Source organism: Azospirillum oryzae, assembly GCF_900177515.1.
Classification (GTDB): domain Bacteria; phylum Pseudomonadota; class Alphaproteobacteria; order Azospirillales; family Azospirillaceae; genus Azospirillum; species Azospirillum oryzae_A.
Map to the genome: position 1 here is coordinate 655933 of NZ_FXAK01000009.1, position 17288 is coordinate 673220.

The 17288-nt window shown below is 64.8% G+C and carries 12 protein-coding genes; 2 read left to right on the forward strand and 10 right to left on the reverse strand.

The annotated features are described in order from the left end of the window. Window positions 1-28 precede the first annotated feature (28 nt). The 6 genes from B9N97_RS31475 to B9N97_RS31500 form a co-directional block, all read right to left on the reverse strand. Window positions 29-1156 (reverse strand): zinc-binding dehydrogenase, encoded by a 1128-nt coding sequence (locus tag B9N97_RS31475; protein ID WP_208621332.1) that lies wholly within the window; start codon window positions 1154-1156, stop codon window positions 29-31. Window positions 1157-1223: 67 nt separating this feature from the next. Then, window positions 1224-2483 carry an acetyl-CoA hydrolase/transferase family protein gene (locus B9N97_RS31480; RefSeq protein WP_085091726.1) on the reverse strand — a complete coding sequence of 420 codons (1260 nt, stop codon included), beginning with the start codon at window positions 2481-2483 and terminating at the stop codon, window positions 1224-1226. A 204-nt stretch (window positions 2484-2687) separates the two neighbouring features. After that, window positions 2688-3839: an ABC transporter substrate-binding protein gene (locus B9N97_RS31485; RefSeq protein ID WP_085091727.1), complete on the reverse strand. Its 1152-nt coding sequence runs from the start codon at window positions 3837-3839 to the stop codon at window positions 2688-2690. 162 nt (window positions 3840-4001) lie between these two features. Beyond that, complete coding sequence (locus B9N97_RS31490; RefSeq protein WP_167393450.1) at window positions 4002-5228, reverse strand: MFS transporter; 1227 nt, start codon at window positions 5226-5228, stop codon at window positions 4002-4004. A gap of 190 nt (window positions 5229-5418) precedes the next feature. Continuing rightward, window positions 5419-6585 carry an acyl-CoA dehydrogenase family protein gene (locus B9N97_RS31495; protein WP_085091729.1) on the reverse strand — a complete coding sequence of 389 codons (1167 nt, stop codon included), beginning with the start codon at window positions 6583-6585 and terminating at the stop codon, window positions 5419-5421. A 61-nt stretch (window positions 6586-6646) separates the two neighbouring features. Next, the gene (locus B9N97_RS31500; RefSeq protein ID WP_085091832.1) at window positions 6647-7837 is read right to left on the reverse strand and encodes a CaiB/BaiF CoA transferase family protein; all 1191 of its coding nucleotides are present in this window, start codon (window positions 7835-7837) and stop codon (window positions 6647-6649) included. A 336-nt stretch (window positions 7838-8173) separates the two neighbouring features. On the opposite strand from B9N97_RS31500, the gene B9N97_RS31505 reads away from it, so the two are divergent. Next, on the forward strand, window positions 8174-9067 hold the full coding sequence (locus B9N97_RS31505; RefSeq protein WP_085091730.1) for an HpcH/HpaI aldolase/citrate lyase family protein: 894 nt from the start codon (window positions 8174-8176) through the stop codon (window positions 9065-9067). A 145-nt stretch (window positions 9068-9212) separates the two neighbouring features. Next, a complete protein-coding gene (locus tag B9N97_RS31510) occupies window positions 9213-11819 on the forward strand; it encodes a methyl-accepting chemotaxis protein (protein WP_244561028.1) in 2607 nt (868 codons plus the stop codon). 1 nt (window position 11820) lies between these two features. On the opposite strand, the gene B9N97_RS31515 is transcribed toward B9N97_RS31510, so the two are convergent. From B9N97_RS31515 to B9N97_RS31530, 4 genes are all read right to left on the reverse strand, one after another. After that, window positions 11821-13569: an MFS transporter gene (locus B9N97_RS31515; protein ID WP_208621333.1), complete on the reverse strand. Its 1749-nt coding sequence runs from the start codon at window positions 13567-13569 to the stop codon at window positions 11821-11823. Window positions 13570-13644: 75 nt separating this feature from the next. After that, the gene (gene dctP, locus B9N97_RS31520; RefSeq protein ID WP_085091733.1) at window positions 13645-14661 is read right to left on the reverse strand and encodes a TRAP transporter substrate-binding protein; all 1017 of its coding nucleotides are present in this window, start codon (window positions 14659-14661) and stop codon (window positions 13645-13647) included. A gap of 61 nt (window positions 14662-14722) precedes the next feature. Beyond that, window positions 14723-15907: a CaiB/BaiF CoA transferase family protein gene (locus B9N97_RS31525; protein ID WP_085091734.1), complete on the reverse strand. Its 1185-nt coding sequence runs from the start codon at window positions 15905-15907 to the stop codon at window positions 14723-14725. Next, complete coding sequence (locus B9N97_RS31530) at window positions 15904-17058, reverse strand: CaiB/BaiF CoA transferase family protein (RefSeq protein WP_085091735.1); 1155 nt, start codon at window positions 17056-17058, stop codon at window positions 15904-15906. Before B9N97_RS31530 ends, B9N97_RS31525 begins: the two co-directional genes overlap by 4 nt. Window positions 17059-17288 lie beyond the last annotated feature (230 nt).

Sequence of the window (17288 nt, forward strand, 5' to 3'; positions counted from 1 at the left end):
CCAACCTTGCGGTTCCCGCTCCCGGCCGTCAAACGTCATGCGGAAGGAGGACCTGCCGGAACATCTCCCCTTTCTCGAGACGATCGAGGGCGAGATTCATCGCGTCGAAGCCCATCGTCGTGCTTCTCAGCCGATCGACGGGCATCTTGCCCCTCCGGTAGAAGTCGATGTAGCGCGGGATTTCATGCTGAGGCATGCCGCTGCCCAGAACAGAGCCCTTTAGGACCTTTTCGCCGGTGACCAGCTTGTTGTGCGGATACTGATAAAGCGCGTTCGCCGCGCCGACGCCCACGCAGATCACCGTGCCGCCGCGACGGGTGATGGCTTCGGCGGTCAGCACAGCCTTGGCGTTCCCGGACACCTCGAACACGGCGTCGACTCCGCCATGGGTCAGGTCCAGGACAGCTTCGACCAGACCGGCATCCATAGCCTGATGGGTGCGCGTGCAACCGAGTTCCATGGCCAAGGGGAATTTATCGGCATTGAGATCGATGCCGATGATCTCGTTCGCCCCCGCGATCCTGGCGGCCATGACCGAATTCAACCCGACCCCGCCCAGCCCGATTACCGCGACATTCTGACCGGCGCGCAGGTTGGCGGCGTTGAAGACGGCGCCAGCGCCGGTGATCACCGCGCAGCCGAAAATGGCCGCGACATCCAGCGGGACGGCGGGGTCGATCACGATCAGGGAGCCGGCCATGGTCACAGCGTACTGGGCGAAGGACGACACGCCGCTGTAATGGTAGACGGGGCGCCCCTGGGCGCTCAGCCGTCGGTTGCCGTTCGCGAGGCTCCCGCTGGCCCGGCCGATCTCGACGTTGTCGCAAAGCACCGGCCGCGCCTCGTCGCAATGCGGGCAGTGACCGCAACCCGACGCCACCGTCATCACCACATGATCGCCGGGCCTGATGTGCTGGACGCCGGCGCCGACCTCGCGGACGATCCCCGCCCCTTCATGGCCGCCGACGGCCGGAAGCGGGCGGCTGGACAGCCCCATCACCGTGGAAAGATCCGAATGGCAGAGGCCCGCAGCCCGGACCTCGACCAGCACCTCGCCCTCTCCCGGCCCTTCCAGTTCGATCTCCTCGATCCGGAAGGGGGTGCTTGCGGCAAAAGGTTGAGGCAGGCCGAGTTCGTAAAGCACGGCCGCAGTCATTCTCATCGCTTGTCCTCCTGTCCCTGTATAGCCGCCCGGGCAACCGTCAGACGCTCGGCACCCGGCATCACGCGAGGCCGGCGTTGCGGATGTTCCGCCAGCTTTCGGCCAAAGCGGACCGTTCGGTCGGATCGGCGATCGCGATCAAAGCCTCGGCCCGCTCGTCGATCGACAGGTCCCGGACATGGGCGATGCCGTTCTCGGTCACGATGGCGTCAACGTCGTAGCGGGGCGCCGTGACCAGGCGCGGCTCGCAGATGCGCGGCACGATGCCTCCCCCACCCTTCCGGCCGCGCTCAGCGCGCAGAGCGATGATCGACATCCCGCTCCGGCTGGCACGGGCGCCGCGCAGGAATTCGGGAAGCCCTCCGGGGCTGGCCAGCATGCGACCGTCGCCTCCCTCCGAGTTGATCTGTCCAAAGAGGTCGACCTGAATCGCCGCGTTGATGGCGAAGAACCGCGGATTTGCGGCGATCACCGCCTGGGAATGGGTGTAGGACGTCGAACAAAAGGCAAAACGCGCACTCTCGTGAATATGATCGTAGAGCGCGCGCGACCCCATGGCGACGCCCGACAGGATCGGCGCGTCCCTGTCCAACGCGCCGGCCTGTTCCAAGAACAGGATGCTGTCATCGACCAGCCCCGAATGGACGCGCAGGCCACGATGCCCGGCCAAGGCCGTGGCCACCGCCTGCGGCACCCGCCCGATGCCCATCTGCAGCGTCGCGCCATTTGGGATCATGCCGGCCAGGACCCGCGCGATCGTATCACTGACCGGATCACCGCCATCGGGCTTCTGCGGAATTTCCAGCAGGGGGCGGTCATAGTCGAACACGGCCGCGAACCGGTCGAGCTCGATGCCCGGCTCACCCAGGGTCCTCGGCATGTTCGGGTTGATTACGCCGATCAGCCGCGGCACATGCTGGTAGAAATCGGGCAGGAAATCGGCCTGGCTGCCGAAGCTGCACCGGCCCTCTTCATCCGGCGGCGACACCATCACGATGGCGGTATCGAACCGTCCGGGCGCCCCCATCCAGGCGGACATCTGCGTGTAGGTCCAGGGGCAGAAATCCACCCGGCCGGCCGCCAAATCCCGACGCAGATCGCGATTGAGGAAATAGGTCCGGCAGCGCCGCCCTAGCCCTTCGTCCGCGTAGGATTGCGTGTTCAGGATCGGGCTGAATATCCCCGTGACAGTGGCGCCTGCGGAGGCCTCCCCCAGCATGCCGGGCAGTTCGGCGATCTCGGCCGAGCACCCGGATACATATATTTCGCGGGCCCCTCCCAGAACAGCGCCCAGGCTTTGCGCATTAAGTTCATGCATCATCTTTGTCTGTTCGATGTTTGAGTCACCCTGCCAAGTCGGCAGACGGCGTCCGCGTGAAGAGTCCTTCCGCCGGGCACGAAGCTGACCCGAGCTTATGGACTGACCATTTCTATTGTGCCCATGTCCGCGTGTAAAGCAAACACCAAAGCAAAACCGGCTTATGCCCCTCTCCCGAAGCGGGAGAGGGGCGTGAAACCGAGGCGTTTACTTGGCCAAGCCCACCGCGACCGGCTCGCCATTCCGGATGTTTCCGATGTAATCCACCGTCAGGAACTGGGCGTCGATGCCCATGGTCTCCTTCCCGCCGAAGGTGATCGGTTCACCCTGCAATGACGTCATTGGCAGCGCCTTGGGGAGGGCGGCGCGCACCTTCCGGGCGTCATCCGGCGCGCCGGAGATCTCCACCGCTCGCAGCAGTATCTTCGTTGCGTCATAATAGGGCACGATCAGTTCGTTCGGCGTCTGGCCGATCTTGGCGCGGAACTTCTGCGCGAGCGCCTGGAAATTCTTGTTCGCGGGATCGGCGTAGAGCATGTTGACCATGCCCTCAGCCGCCTGGGCGCCCGCCGCAGCGATGACTTCACGCGGCCCAGAGCCACCGAGCGCGCTAACGGCGTTCTTATATCCCAGTTCCCGCGCCTGCCGCAGGATCAGACCGGCGGTTGCCGGCGACGACGGGCCGAAGTCGATCAGGTCCGGCTTCTGCGCCACGACGCGCGTCAGCAGAGGCTGGAAATCCTTCTGCGCGCGGTCGTAGAGTTCCTGCCCGATGACCTTGTATCCCGCATCGGCAAAGGCCTTCGTGCTGAGCTTGGTGAAATCCCATCCCGTTTCATCATTTGGATAAACCAGGATCACCTTGTCGCCCTGCAGGTTTCCCTTCATCCACTTGATCACCGGCGGGACATAGTCACGTGGCGTGCTGTACAGTTCGATGATGTTATTGGTATTTTTGTCGATTATCTTGTTGGATGTCGCTGATGTCAAGATCAGGACATTGTCGGATTCGACCTGTCCCTTGATCGCCATCATCGAGGCCGACGCCATGGTGAAGATGTACTTCGCGCCATCCTCGTTCACCAGCCGGTTGTAGGCCGCAATGGCTTCGGCAGCCTTGTACTGATCGTCGTAGACGATCACCTCCACCTTGCGCTTGACCCCGTTGATCGTGATGCCGCCAGCTTCGTTCGCCTCTTCAACGGCGATCTTGACACCTTCGGCGCCGGCAACGCCCCAGGTCGCGCCGGCACCGGTCATGATGCCGATGACGCCGATCTTGACGGTCTGCGCAGAGGCCGGCAGTGAGGCCGCAAGCGAACAGAACGCAACGGCGGCAACCGCAAAAAGTCTTTTCATTTGGCCTTTTCCTCCCAACCCTGCCGTCGACTGCGGCAATTTAAAGGTCCTACCTTATTTAAAGGTCATACCTTAATCCGCCGCTTATCGCAAGATCCGGAGTGCCCATTCGTCAGCATAGCGAAGCTTTTCCAGACGGGCATCCCCGGACGGACAACCAGCTCACCCTTCCGAACTGACCCCGTTTTCGCTGTCTCCCGCCGGTTCGGTGGTCGGCAGGTTCGGCACGGCGAGCAACGTCACAGCCGTCCCGAACACCGACAGAACCGCCGTGAAGGCGACGACCAGTTCCCACCCTCCGAACGTGTAAAGCATTCCCGTGAAATAGCCCCCGACGCTGGCGCCCAGATAGAAGAAAAACATGTAGAGAGACGACGCATAGGTCTTGCTGACCGATGTCAACCGTCCGAGGGTCGCGCTGGCCGAGCTGTGCCCGGCGAAAGCGCCCATGGCGATCGTCGTGATTGCGATGAAAAGCTGCGGCAGGGAGTGCGTAAGGCTGAGCAGGGCACCCGCCAGGATCATCGCAAACGAGAAGCACAGCATTGTCCGCGGGCCCAACCGGTCGAAGAGGTAGCCCAGCAGCGGAACGGCGACGATGCCGCAGGCCATCGGCAGGAAGCCGAAGGTCAAGCTGGACTGGGAAAGCCCAAATTTTGGCGAGGACAACAGATACGAGAGGTAATTGAAGATGCCGATGAAGGCGCCCATCTGCAGGAAGCACAGGACATAGATGCTGGCCGCCTCGCGCGTGACGAGCGTTGTCTTCAAGGCGCCAAGGTCGATGGCCAACCCATTGGCCGGACGCGCCGAGGGAGTGCGGCTTGCCGGAAACCGGAACCACAGCACGACGCCGACGCCGAAGGCGACGAGGCTCACCGAGCCCAGCGCCAGTTCGTAGCCGTGAGTCCCCGCGAAGACGCCGGCGGCCAGACGCCCGATCAAGCCGCCCGAACCCGTGCCCGCGATGTAGCAGGACATCGCCCGCCCCATGCGCTCGGCGCGGATTTCGCCGGTGACCAATCCCATGACCGACGCCGGCACCAGACCGACCAGGATCCCCATCAGCCCACGCGCCACGACAAGAAGCAACCACACCGGCGACAAGACGGCGACCATGTTGATCAGCGCGGCGGCCATGATCGCAAGGGGGACGATCCGTCCCAGCGCCGCCATGCCGCCGATGTAGAGCATGAGGATCGACGACACGGACAGAAAGAAGGTCGGCAGCGAGATGACGAGAGCGCTCACATGCGGCGCGACGGCGAACTTCGCCGACAGCAGATTGAGAATGGGCTGCGGCGAATAAAGCAGCGCGAAGGCGACGAAACCGGCCGCGAACGCAGCGGCGAAGATCGAGCCCTCCCTGGATTTCAGCGCGTCGAACACGGGAATTCAGGCCTCATCCGCGGCGTGTTCCCGCACCGCCGGAGGCGGAGCGGGATTCGGGAGTTCTAAAGATTTTCAAAACCTTTGAACCGCGAAAATTCCGCCGGTACGGATCGTCTTCGATCGCCCCGACGGAGAACGCCGTCACCCCGGCGCAACGGCCGATGCCGCCGCGCCGAACCTCAACCGATCAGTAGCTCTTCTTCTGCCCGAGAACCTTCTCGGCGACGTAGGACAGGATGAGCTGTTCGGTGACCGGAGCGATGCGGAACACCAGCACTTCGCGGAACAGCCGTTCGACGTGGTATTCCTTGGCATAGCCAAGGCCGCCGTGAGTCAGGACCGCCGTTTCGCACGCCTTGTAGGCCGCCCGCGCACCCAGGAACTTCGCCGCGTTGGCTTCGGCGCCGCAATGCTTGTCGGCGTCGTAGAGCCAAGCTGCCTTCATCACCATATTCAGCGCAGCTTCGAGTTCGATCCAGTTCTCGGCCAGCGGGTGCTGGATGCCCTGGTTTTGGCCGATCGGGCGGCCGAAGACCACCCGCTCCTGCGCATAGCGCGAGGCCCGCTGCAGCGCGTCCTGCCCGACGCCAATCGCCTCGGCCGCGACGAGGATGCGTTCGGGGTTGAGGCTGTGCAGCAGATAGGAGAAGCCTTTGCCCTCTTCACCGATCCGATGGGAGTCGGGCACAAAGTAATCGTCGATGAAGGTGGCGTTCGAATCCACCGCCGCGCGACCCATCTTCGGAATGCGCCGAACCTCGATCTTGGAACGGTCAAGATCAGTGTAGAAGATCGACATGCCGTCGGTCGGCCGCTTGCACTCCTCGATCGGAGTCGTGCGGGCGAGGATCAGGATCTTCGTCGCGACTTGGCCGGTCGAGGTCCAGAGCTTGCGGCCGTTGATGATGTAGCCGCCATCCACCTTGCGGGCGAAAGTCTTGATCCGGGTCGTATCGAGGCCGGCATCGGGCTCGGTCACGCCGAAGCAGACCTGATCCTCGCCGCTGACCAGCCGGGGTATCCATTCGGCCTTTTGCGCCTCGGTCCCAAAGACGACGATCGGGTGCGGGCCGAAGAGATTGATGTGAATGGTCGAAATCGCCGCCGCGCCGCCGCCGTGCTTGGAGACCTCGTTCATCATGATGGCGGCTTCGGTCACGCCGAGACCGGCCCCGCCATATTCCTCGGGCATGGTGATGCCGAGCCAGCCAGCCTCGGCCATCGCCTTATGGAATTCAAAGGGGAATTCCGCCTTTTCTTCCTTCTCGGCCCAGTAATGATCGTCGAAACGCTTCGCGATGGCTCCAACAGCTTCGCGGATCGCGTTCTGCTCTTCGGTGAATTCGAAATTCATGTCCAGTCCTCAAATGCTTGGGACGTTTCCCTGGCTTCTCTTGCGGTGTGGAGGAAAGCGCCTATACGGCGCCCTCCCTCTTCAAAGCAGCGTATTCGTCCGGATCGAGCCCGAGCCAGCCGGAATAAACGGACTCATTGTCCGCCCCCAGGGCCTTGCTCGGCGAAAGCTCGATCGTCTCGGCATCGCCGAACATCATCGGACCGGTCGGCAGCACGACATTGCCCAGCTCGGGATGGTCGATCCGGCGCAGCGTGCCCCGTTCATGCATGTGCGGATCGTTCACCACCTCGTCGATCTCGCGAACCGGGGCGCAGGGAATGCGCTTGCCGGTGAGAATCTTCACCAGTTCCTCCTTGGCGAAGCCCGCGGTCCAGCCGTCGATCAGAGCATCAAGTTCGTCGATGTGATCAACACGGGCCTGCAGATCCTTGAATTTCGGTTCGTCCAGAAGTTCCAGCCGGCCCATCGCGCCGAGCAGCCCCTCCCAATGCTTGTCGCTGACGCAGAGCAGTGCCACCCAGCCGTCCGTGCAGCGATAGACGTTGTAGGGCGCCTCCGCCATCCCGCCATGGCGGTTTCCAGTCCGGGGCGGATTCTGGTTGCCCGAGCCGTAATAGAGGCCGAGCGTGGAGCTGAGGGAGGGATAGACCGACTCCAGCATGGAGACCTCGACCAGCGAGCCCTTGCCTGTCCGCTCGCGTCCGAACAGCGCCGTCACGACGGCGCCGTAGAGGTGGATGCCGCCGAAGAAGTCGCACAGCGCAGGGCCGGCCTTGACCGGCGGGCGGTCTGGGAACCCGGTCGAGGCCATGACCCCCGACATTGCCTGGATCGTCAGGTCCATCGCCAGCATGTTGGTATTGGGGCCGAAGGAGCCGTAGCCTGTCCCGGCGGCGTAGATCAGCCGGGGATTGAGGGCCGACAGCGCCTTGTAACCGACACCCAGCCGGTCCATGGTGCCCGGCGCGAAATTCTCCAGCAGGATGTCGGCCTTCTCGGCCATCTTCCTCAGAAGCGCGACACCCTGTTCCGTCTTGAGGTTCAGGGTCACGAACTCCTTGTTGGAGTTCAACATCGCGAAAGGCAGCATGGCGCCGCCGACGGTGCCCCGGCGGCGCATCTTCTCGCCTCCGGGCGGCTCGATCTTGATGACCTTGGCCCCCGCCATGGCCATCAGGAACGTGGCATAGGGGCCGTTGTAGATCTGGCCGAGATCGACGACGGTCACGCCGTCCAAGGGACGCTTCATGGTCATGGCACCCGACACCGGAAATTGTTGGTTCGATGCATCTGCACAGCTTTCCTCGACAAGGGCATCGCACAGGCTTCTCGGTCCGCGCCCGTCATGGAACGGCCGCACCGCGGGTCTGCCCTCCAAGTCGGCCTACGCGACATTTGGCCCGACCATTTCTTGCATTTCCCGACCGTCGGTGTAAAGCTGTTTTTGCGGGCTACGGAAACCATTGCCGGGACCACCCTTCAGGCGACCGTACGCCCCAGCCAAACCAGAGAGCTGCCGTGACGGCATGATTACGCCGCGGCAGCGACCGACCACGACAAATTCAATATCGATGCGGAAAACGCCATGACGAAGCTTGCAAGGTCCTTTCTGTTCGTGCCGGCGGACAGCGAAAAAAAGATCAACAAAGCGCTTCAAAGCGCAGCGGACGCCCTTGTCCTCGATCTCGAAGATTCGGTTATGCCGACACGGAAGAAACTCGCGCGCGAGGCGCTTGCCGAACTTCTCACGGCCCCCCCCGGGGACTATCGCGGCACGCTGTGGGTCCGCATCAACCCGTTAACCACGGAGTATGCGCTGGACGATCTCTGCGCCGTGGTGGGACCGTCGCTCGGCGGCATTCTGCTGCCCAAATGCGAAGGGCCGCGCGACGTGGAGACGGCGTCCAACTTCATCGCCGCGCTTGCCGCGAAGGCCGGGCTGAAAAGCGAGTCCATCGGGATCCTAGCCGTCGCCACCGAGACCGCCGCCGCGCCCTTCGCGCTGGGCGACTATCACAAGGCGGTGCTGCCGCGCCTGTGGGGCCTCACCTGGGGTGCGGAGGATCTGAGCAGCGCGATCGGCGCCGCGACGAACAAGTCGCCCAATGGGGAGTGGGCCTTCACCTACAAGATGGTGCGCAGCCAATGCCTGCTGGCAGCGAAGGCCTCCGGGGTCCAATGCATCGAGACGCTCTACGTCGATTACAAGGATACTGAAGGGCTGCTCGCAAGCTGCATCGAGGCACGTCGCGAGGGATTCACCGGCCGCTTCGCCATTCACCCGGCCCAGGTCGATGGGATCAACGAAGGCTTCATGCCGAGTGCGGGCGAAGTCGAGCATGCCCATCGGATCATCGCCGCGTTCGACGCGGCCGGTGACTCGGGGACCGTCGGCCTCGACGGCCAGATGCTCGACATCCCCCACCTCAAGCAGGCCCAAAAGGTGTTGCAGCTTCACGCGGCCTTCGCCACGGCCTGATCCGAGAGGCAGGGCCGGGGATCGTCGCAGTTCTCCGACCCGCATCTCCGGTCCGCTCGGCCACTTCGGCAATAGGCAGGTCCGACGTCCCATAACGGCTTTAAATGAATTGCTTCTCAAGAAAAGCACGGGGGAAACCGATCACGTGAAAACGACCAAGCCCATGTCACGGCTCCGCCCTGGCCGCCCCCATTTCGGAGTCCGCGCCAAACTGTCGCTGGCCTTTATCGGCATGGCCGGCATGACGGTCGCCGCCAGCATCGTCGGATTGATGTCCTTTTCCGCCGTCCAGGCACCGTTGGGGCGCATCGTGCAAACCAGCTTCCCCGAAATGGATCTCGCGAAGCGCTTGGCAGGCGAAAGCGGCGCTATCGCCGCGGCCGCACCGGCACTCGACGCCGTCGATGGCCAGGACAACCGAAACCGGATGTACACGGAGATCATGGGGCGCGGGAAACGCCTGACCGGCTTGGTGACCGAGCTGGCGGCCCGACGCCCGGACGACCCGTTGGTCGGCGAGGTCCAGGACAAGGCGACCAGACTGATCGCCACCCTCGACGCGCAGAACATGGTGGTCGGCCGCCGTCTCGACCTGCGGAAAGCGCGGGAAGCCGCCACCGCCGAACTTGCCAAACGGTATGACGGCTTCCTCGACATCCTGCGGCCTCAGATCGAGGCCTCCAGCAATCGCCTGCATGCCGGCGGGAACGCTCTCGATACCGAAACCTCCAAGGATCTGGACAGCATGAACGCCGCGGTCCGTTCCTTGGTCGCGCTATTCGAGGTTCGCGGCCATCTCACCACGGCGGCCGAAGCCATGGCGCGCGGGGGAAATGCCTTGGTCGCCGATGGCTTGATCCAGCAGCAGCAGAGCTACCAGGAGGCGGCCGCCCGATTGGCCGGCGCGGTCGGGCAGATCGGACCGGCCGTCGCCGGGGACCTGTCGGGGATGGTCGGTCGGTTCCTCGCCTTCGGCGATGGCGAGACGGGGATCTTCGAACTCCGGGGCAAAGCGATCAAGGCCCCCGAAGCCGAGCGGGACATCGTCGGCCGGCGCGTGGCGGATTCCGTTGCCGGCATGCTGACAGAGCAAAAGGACATCCAGGCACGGCTTGCGGCGCCGATCGAACGCGCGAAGGCGGACATCAAAATGTCCAATTCCAGCGTGCGCACGCAAATCCGCTATTCTATGGAAGATCTGATGATCGTCGGACTTGGGCAGTTCCGCGCTTACCTGGAGGTCGCCGCCTACGGCAACGCGCTGACCGGCGCGCTGAACGAGGCGGCACAGGCGCCGGACCCGGCACGTCTGGATGTGCTGACGGCGCGCTACAAGGACGCGGTCCTGGCGGTCAACGACCGGCTGAAAATTTTCGGCGACAGCGACGAGGCGGCCATGCTGACCAAGAGCGTTGAGGCAATGACCGCCTTCGGCAACGGCCCGGCCAGCCTGTTCGCGCTGCGCAAGGCGGAGTTGGAGGCGGCCGGCGAAAACGCGGACCTTTTGACCCGCAACCGGAAGACCGCGCTCGAGTTCGCGAGCGTCCTCGACCGGCAGATTGCGGCCATGACGTCCGAGGCGGACCGCGCGTCCGCCAGCGCCACGGCGGCGATTGACAGCGGCCGCAGCATGCTGATCCTGTTCGCGGCGGCCAGCCTGTTCGGTGCCACGGCTCTCGCCTGGATCGTGGTCGGCCGCATGATCGTCACCCGGATCAGCCGGCTCTCGGACGCCATGCGGGCGATCGCCGGCGGCGATCTCGACACCGCGGTTCCATCTGGCGGCAACCGCGACGAGATCGCCGACATGGCCGAGGCGCTGTTGGTCTTTCGTGACACAGCCCTCTACGCCGCTGACGCGAACGCGCGGGCGGAGGCCGAGCGCGCCCGCGCCAGCCAGGAGCGCCGCCGGGCCTTGGTCGAGACGGCGGATGATTTTGAAACGAGCGTCAGCGCCGTGCTAGAGCAGGTTGGCCGCGCGGCCGTCGAGATGCGGACCTTGGCCCAGCGGATGAGCCAGAACGCCGAGACGACTTCCAGCGAGGCTGCGACGGCGGCCGCCACCTCTCAGCAGGCCGAAGGCAGCGTGAAGGCGGTCGCCGCCGCGACAGAGGAGCTATCGGCGTCGATCCAGGAGATCGGATCCCAGGTCACCGCCTCCAGCCTGATCGCCCGGCGGGCGGTGGACGATGCGGAGCGCACCGACCGCACCGTCGAGGGGCTATCGCAGAGCGCCAACAAGATCGGCGAGGTGGTGAATCTGATCAACGACATCGCCAGCCAGACTAACCTTCTGGCGCTCAACGCCACCATCGAGGCGGCCCGTGCCGGGGAGGCCGGCAAGGGCTTTGCCGTGGTGGCCAGTGAAGTGAAGGGCCTCGCCAGCCAGACCGCCAAGGCGACCGAGGAGATCTCCAGCCAGGTCCAGGCGATGCAAGCGGTGACGCAGGAGGCGGTGACCGCGATCCGCCTAATCGCTGGCACCATCCGCGAGATCGACGAGATCACAGCCACCGTCGCCGCCGCGGTGGAGCAGCAGAGTGCGGCCACCCGCGAGATCGCCCGCAACGTCGGCGAAGCCGCGGACGGCACCCAGCATGTCCGCCGGAGCATCGATTCCGTGGCTCGCGCCGCCGCGGAGTCCGGCGGGTCCGCCCACCGGGTGCTGACCACCTCGACCATTGTGGCCGACGAGGTGCGCTCGCTGGGCGCGCAGGTCGACTCCCTCGTCGACCGATTGCGGGCGGGGTGATTCAGGACGGCGTCTGGGGCGGATCCGTGGGGTAGTAATCCGCCTCGTGCGCGTCGCCCGCTTCCAGCGAAGCGGCGACCGGCTGCCGTTCGATCCTTCGGCTGATCCGCGGCGGTTCGAATCCGCGATGAAGCGCCTTCAACTGGTCGAGGATGCTGGCGTCCGCCTGGGTAATCCGCTGGGCCTGCCGGACATAATCCAACCATGTGGGTGTGTCGTAGCGTTCGGTCCACAGCTCCGGCTCGGCCAGATCGCGCAGCAGATGCCAGTGACGGGCCCCGTCGCGGCGGCGGATGCGGCGACGCTCCGCCATGAGGCTGAGGAATTTCGGCACGTCCTTCTCATGGATGCGGTATTCGATCGTCACCACAATAGGGCCGCTGCGGTGCTGGATGTCCATGGCGATGCTTGGTTCCTTCCAGCGGTTGAGCGGTTCCCAGTTGGCTTCCTCATCCTTCGGCGCCGCCCAGCGCAGACCGGCGAGCACTGCCAGCACGAGAACGAGCGCCGACAGGGCCAGCGCTTGGCCGATGCCGAACCGCTCGGCCAGGGAACCCCAGATCCAGCTGCCGAGCGCGATGCCGCCATAGGCCGCCGTCTGATAGAGCGCCAGGATCCGCCCCACCACCCAGCGCGGCGAGGAGGTCTGGATCGCGACGTTGAAGGACGAGAGAACCAGGAGCCAACTCGCTCCCCCCATGGCCATGGCGACGATGGTCAGGGGCGTGCTGGCGCTGATGGCGGTCAAAAGGGCACAGACAGCAAAGCCGGCGAAGGCCGCACGGACCATCCCCTCCAGGCCGAGGGCTTGGCGGATGCGGCTGCTGAACAGGCCACCGCCGATTGCCCCGATGCCGAAGGCGCCGAACAGCAGGCCGAAGGTAACCGGACCGCCGCCGACGAGGTCGCGCGCCACCAGCGGCATGAGCGCCTGGACGGCACCGGCGGCGAAGGCGAACACGAATCCGCGGACCAGGATGCTCCGGATCCTCGGCGACATCGCCGCGAAGCGGATGCCGGCCCCCATGGCGGCGCCGAGGGTCTCCCGTGGCAACAGCCGCTCCTGGACCTCCGGCCGCCAGCGAAAGAGAACGACCATGAGGGGAAGGTAGCTGAACGCGTTCACGGCGAAGGCGGCCGCCGCGCCGACCGTGGCGACGATCATGCCGCCGAAGGCGGGGCCGACGCTGCGCGCGAGATTCATGCCGACGCTGTTCAGGCCGATCGCCTGCGGAAGGTCCGGGCGGGGCACCATGTCCCGGACGGAAGACTGCCAGGCCGGGTTGTTAAGGGCCGTCCCGCACCCGATCAGGAAGGTGAAGACCAGCAAGGCCCAGGGGGTGATCAGCCCGAACCAGGTGCATGCCGCCAACAGGATCGAAACGATGGTCGTGAAGGCCTGCGCCACCAACATCACGGCGCGCTTGTCGTAGCCATCGGCGATCGCGCCGGCCGCCAGCGAGAACAGCATGATAGGCAGGGTGGTCGAGGCCTGGACCAGCGCCACCAGGCTGATCGAGCCCGTCAGCGACGTCATGAGCCATGCAGCCCCCACGGACTGGATCAGCCCGCCGAGGTTGGAGACCAGGACCGCCAGCCACACCGCGCGGAAGATGCCGTGCCGAAGAGGAGCAAAGGGCGACAGGCGAGCGGAGGGATTCGGATTGGGAACAGCAACCTCCAACGAGAAAGCGCATGCGCGGGCAGGCCGGACAGGAATGTCCGCATTCATACCATCAGGGAAGCCCACAGTGTAGGTCGCCTTTGGCCCGCTGTCAGGTGGGGAGACCGTGCTGGCGCCGATCGACCCCCTTGCGTGGCGATCTTACCGGCCAAGCGCCTTCAGGTAATCCTGGTAGGCCTGCTGGGCCGGGAGGCCGCGCGCGTTCAGCCGGGCGAGGTAGTTTTCCCGCGTCATTTTCATCTTCTCATTGATCGCAATTTTCTCCGGCCCCGAGAAATCGTAGACGGTGATGCCGCTGGCCCTCATCTCGTTCTTGAGAGCCTCGGTCGACGCATCGACCCATGCCGCCAGTTCGGCCTCAACCTTGAGGCCGCAGTCCGTCATCGCCTTCCGGTGGGCGGGGGGCAGCTTCTCCCAGCTTCCCTGGTCGATGGCCCAGATGCCGGCCGCCGAACCGAAATTGCCGTTGCCGCTCACCGCCTTGATGACCTCCTGAAGCTTGTAGGAGGTGATGCTAGCATAGGCCAGGATCGAACCGTCGACGGTTCCCTGCTGCAGCGCCAGATAGAGGTCAGCGGCCGGGATCTCGACACCGGTGACGCCGAGCGCGTTCGAGGTGAGCAACAGCACGCCGCCGCCCGAACTGACCTTCCGGCCCTTCATCTTCTCGATCGTATCGAGCGGCTCCTTGCGGGACAGCAGCTGATAGACCGGATACATGTTGATCAGCAGCGGCCGAATCCGGTTGTTGGTGAACTCCTGGAGCAGCGGCCCTCCGGCATCCAGGGCCTTGCGGTTGGCCCTGGTCATCTCGACCACAGTCTCCCCCATGTCGGGCAGCATCGAAATGCCATTGAGCGGCAGCTTGTTGCTGTAGGCGACGACGGCGATGTAGGCGATCTGGGCGACGCCCTGGTTCAGCGCGTCGAGTGCGTTGTTGACGTTGGCGATCTGGCCCGTGGGGAAATATTGGAATTCGACCTCGTTGCCGGTGGCCTGCCGGACGCACGCCATCCAAGGCTCCCCGCCCTTGACCGAGGACCAGTGGGTGGACGGCACGTTGGTCGACACGATCAGCGGTTCCGCCGACGCGGCGACCGCCGCAAGACCGATCGAACCCGCCAGCAATGCCGTCATGGTCTTTCGCCATCTGAGCATTTGGTTTTTCCTCCCTTGTGATTCGTTCTACCGTACCGGCAGTGAGGCGCGGCTTCCGGCGTCAGGCGATCAGTCCGATCTCGTCGTCCGAGAAGCCGAGCTCCTGGAGAACCTCGACCGTGTGCTCGCCATAGCGCGGCGGCGGTCGCCGGACGGCCCGGTCGGTCCCGTGGATGTGGACCGGATGCGCGATGAACGTCAGCGGGCCGGCCGCGGCATGGTCGCAGGCCAGGATCATCCCGCGTTCTGCCAGCTGCGGATGGGACAGCACGGTATCCAGCCCGTTCACCGGGGACGCGGGAATGCCCTCGGCGACGAACAAGGCCAGCCATTCCTCGCTGCCGCGCGTTCCGATGACGCCCTGCACGAGGTCGATGGTTTCCTGGCCCTGCTCGACCCGCGCTGCGTTGGTCGCGAAGCGCGGATCGTCCGCATGGTCCGGCTTGCCAATCACCCGACAGAATTTCGCCCACAGACGGTCGCTACCGATGGCGAGCAGGATATGGCCGTCGGTCGTGCGGAACGCCTGGTAGGGGCTGGAGGTGCCGCTTCCGGACCCATAGCGCCGGGGCAGCTCCCCGTTGCACCAATATTGCTGCGCGTGCCATCCCAGGAAAGCCATGGCCGTCTCGAACAGCGACGCCTCGACATAGCTGCCCTGGCCGGTCCGGTCGCGCAGCCTCAGCGCCGCCAGCACGCCCGTCAAGCCATGGATGCCGGTCGTCTGATCCAAGGGCGAGAAGCCAATGCGCAGCGGACCTCCGCCCGGCTCCCCGGTCGTCGTCATCATGCCGGAGAAGGCCTGCATCATCAGCTCGTAGCCGGGACGCTGCCCGAGCGGACCGCTGCGGCCGAAGGCGGATATCGAGCAGTAGATGAGCTGCGGGTTTGCAGCCCGCATCTGTTCCACGCCGATGCCGAGCCGCTCGGCGACGCCGGTGCCGAAGCTCTCCACCAGCACGTCGCTGCGGGCGATGAGCCGGCGGACCGCCTCGATCCCGGCTTCGGTCTTGAGGTCGAGCCGGACGGAACGCTTGTTGCGGTTGTTCGCGAGGAAAACGATGCCGTCCTCGCCATGGAAAGGGGGAACGCCACGGGTGTCGTCGCCCGACACGGGATCCTCGATTTTGACGACGTCGGCCCCCAGGTCGCCGAGATACTGCGTGCAGATCGGGCCGGCGATGAAGCGCGTCAGATCGACGACCTTGATCCCGTCCAGCGGCCGCAGCGAAACAGCGCCGCTCATCGTATGACTCCTTCGCGCCGCAGGGAGGCGATCCTCGCGCCGCCATAGCCGATTTCAGCGAGCACGCACGCGGCGTCGGCACCCAGACCGGGCGCCGGAGCGGAGACATCGAGCGGAATCATGCGTCCCGGCATCGCGACGGCGACGATGTCCGGCCCGTTGCCCGGCAGCCTCCCGATGACGCCGCGTTGCTGGAAATGCTCGCTGCAAACCGCCTCCTCCGGTTCGAGGGCGACGGAGTAGGGAACATCGGTCGCGCCGAACGCCCGCTCCCAGAAGGCGAGATCGCGCGCACCGATTTCGTTTTCGACCAGCGCCGTCAAGTCATCGTCGCTGCGGCCGGCCTCCGTGCCGACCGGCTTGCCGCAGGCCTGCCAGAACGGTGGCCAGAATTTCTCCTCCACGAGCCCCAAGGCGATGCGCTTTCCGTCGGCGGTCGTGAAGACGCCGCTGCCGGCGAACAGGTGGCGCCAGCGCCGACCGTCGATCGGGTCGGCAAGATAGTCGGCGAAACGGACCTGCCCCATGTGGAGCATGGCCTCGGCGATCGAAAGGTCGATGTAGGCGCCCTCCCCTCTGCCTTCCGCCGCCCGGTCGCGCCTGCGCAACGCGGCGAGGATGTTGATCGTCGCGTAGAGGGCAGCCGCCAAATCACCGATCGGCAGGCCGCTCCGGCTGGCTTGGACGCCGACCTGCCCCGGAATGGAGAGTCCGCCCGCGGCCGCCACATAGTTGACGTCGTGCCCCGGACGCCTGCACCAGGGACCATCCTGGCCGAAGCCGGAGATCGACACATAGACCAGACCGGCGTTCATCGCGCGGGCCGCCTCATACCCGAACCCCAAGCGCTCCGCCACGCCGGGACGAAATCCCTCCAGCAGAACGTCGGCGCCGCCGATCAGATCACGCAGAACCGCAAGACCGGAAGGCGCCTTCAGATCGAGCGCGATGCTTCGCTTCCCGCGATTGATCAGCGTAAAGGCGGCCGGCATGACGTCGCGAAAATAATCGCCGGTTGGCACTTCGATCTTGATCACATCCGCGCCGAGATCCGCGAGCATCATGCTGCAGAAGGGGCCCGGCAGCAGCCAGGACATGTCAAGAACGCGGACGCCGGCAAGGGGCCGGTCTTTTGTCGAGGACTCGTTCATGGATTACCGCTCACCTGTTCAGGAAATTGACGCATTCGTCATGGGTCACGCTGGAACGTCGGCGATATCGGGCGCCTTCAAACAGCCCGCCATATCTTTATTTGCGTGAAGAGGACACAGCGCGCCTATATCTTCCGCTGCGGTACGCCTCATCAGAATAGATACAGAATTCTTCTGCCTATTCATCAAGCGCAGAAGAGAAGCTACACCCGGATTTTATGTTTGCGATA

What these genes read in the sequence shown, in the direction of transcription:
- B9N97_RS31525 (WP_085091734.1), bottom strand. Translation starts at nt 15,907, where the DNA reads ATGAGCGGCGCTGTTTCGCTGCGGCCGCTGGACGGGATCAAGGTCGTC.
- dctP (WP_085091733.1), bottom strand. Translation starts at nt 14,661, where the DNA reads ATGCTCAGATGGCGAAAGACCATGACGGCATTGCTGGCGGGTTCGATC.
- B9N97_RS31530 (WP_085091735.1), bottom strand. Translation starts at nt 17,058, where the DNA reads ATGAACGAGTCCTCGACAAAAGACCGGCCCCTTGCCGGCGTCCGCGTT.
- B9N97_RS31480 (WP_085091726.1), bottom strand. Translation starts at nt 2,483, where the DNA reads ATGATGCATGAACTTAATGCGCAAAGCCTGGGCGCTGTTCTGGGAGGG.
- B9N97_RS31495 (WP_085091729.1), bottom strand. Translation starts at nt 6,585, where the DNA reads ATGAATTTCGAATTCACCGAAGAGCAGAACGCGATCCGCGAAGCTGTT.
- B9N97_RS31500 (WP_085091832.1), bottom strand. Translation starts at nt 7,837, where the DNA reads ATGAAGCGTCCCTTGGACGGCGTGACCGTCGTCGATCTCGGCCAGATC.
- B9N97_RS31475 (WP_208621332.1), bottom strand. Translation starts at nt 1,156, where the DNA reads ATGACTGCGGCCGTGCTTTACGAACTCGGCCTGCCTCAACCTTTTGCC.
- B9N97_RS31505 (WP_085091730.1), top strand. Translation starts at nt 8,174, where the DNA reads ATGACGAAGCTTGCAAGGTCCTTTCTGTTCGTGCCGGCGGACAGCGAA.
- B9N97_RS31485 (WP_085091727.1), bottom strand. Translation starts at nt 3,839, where the DNA reads ATGAAAAGACTTTTTGCGGTTGCCGCCGTTGCGTTCTGTTCGCTTGCG.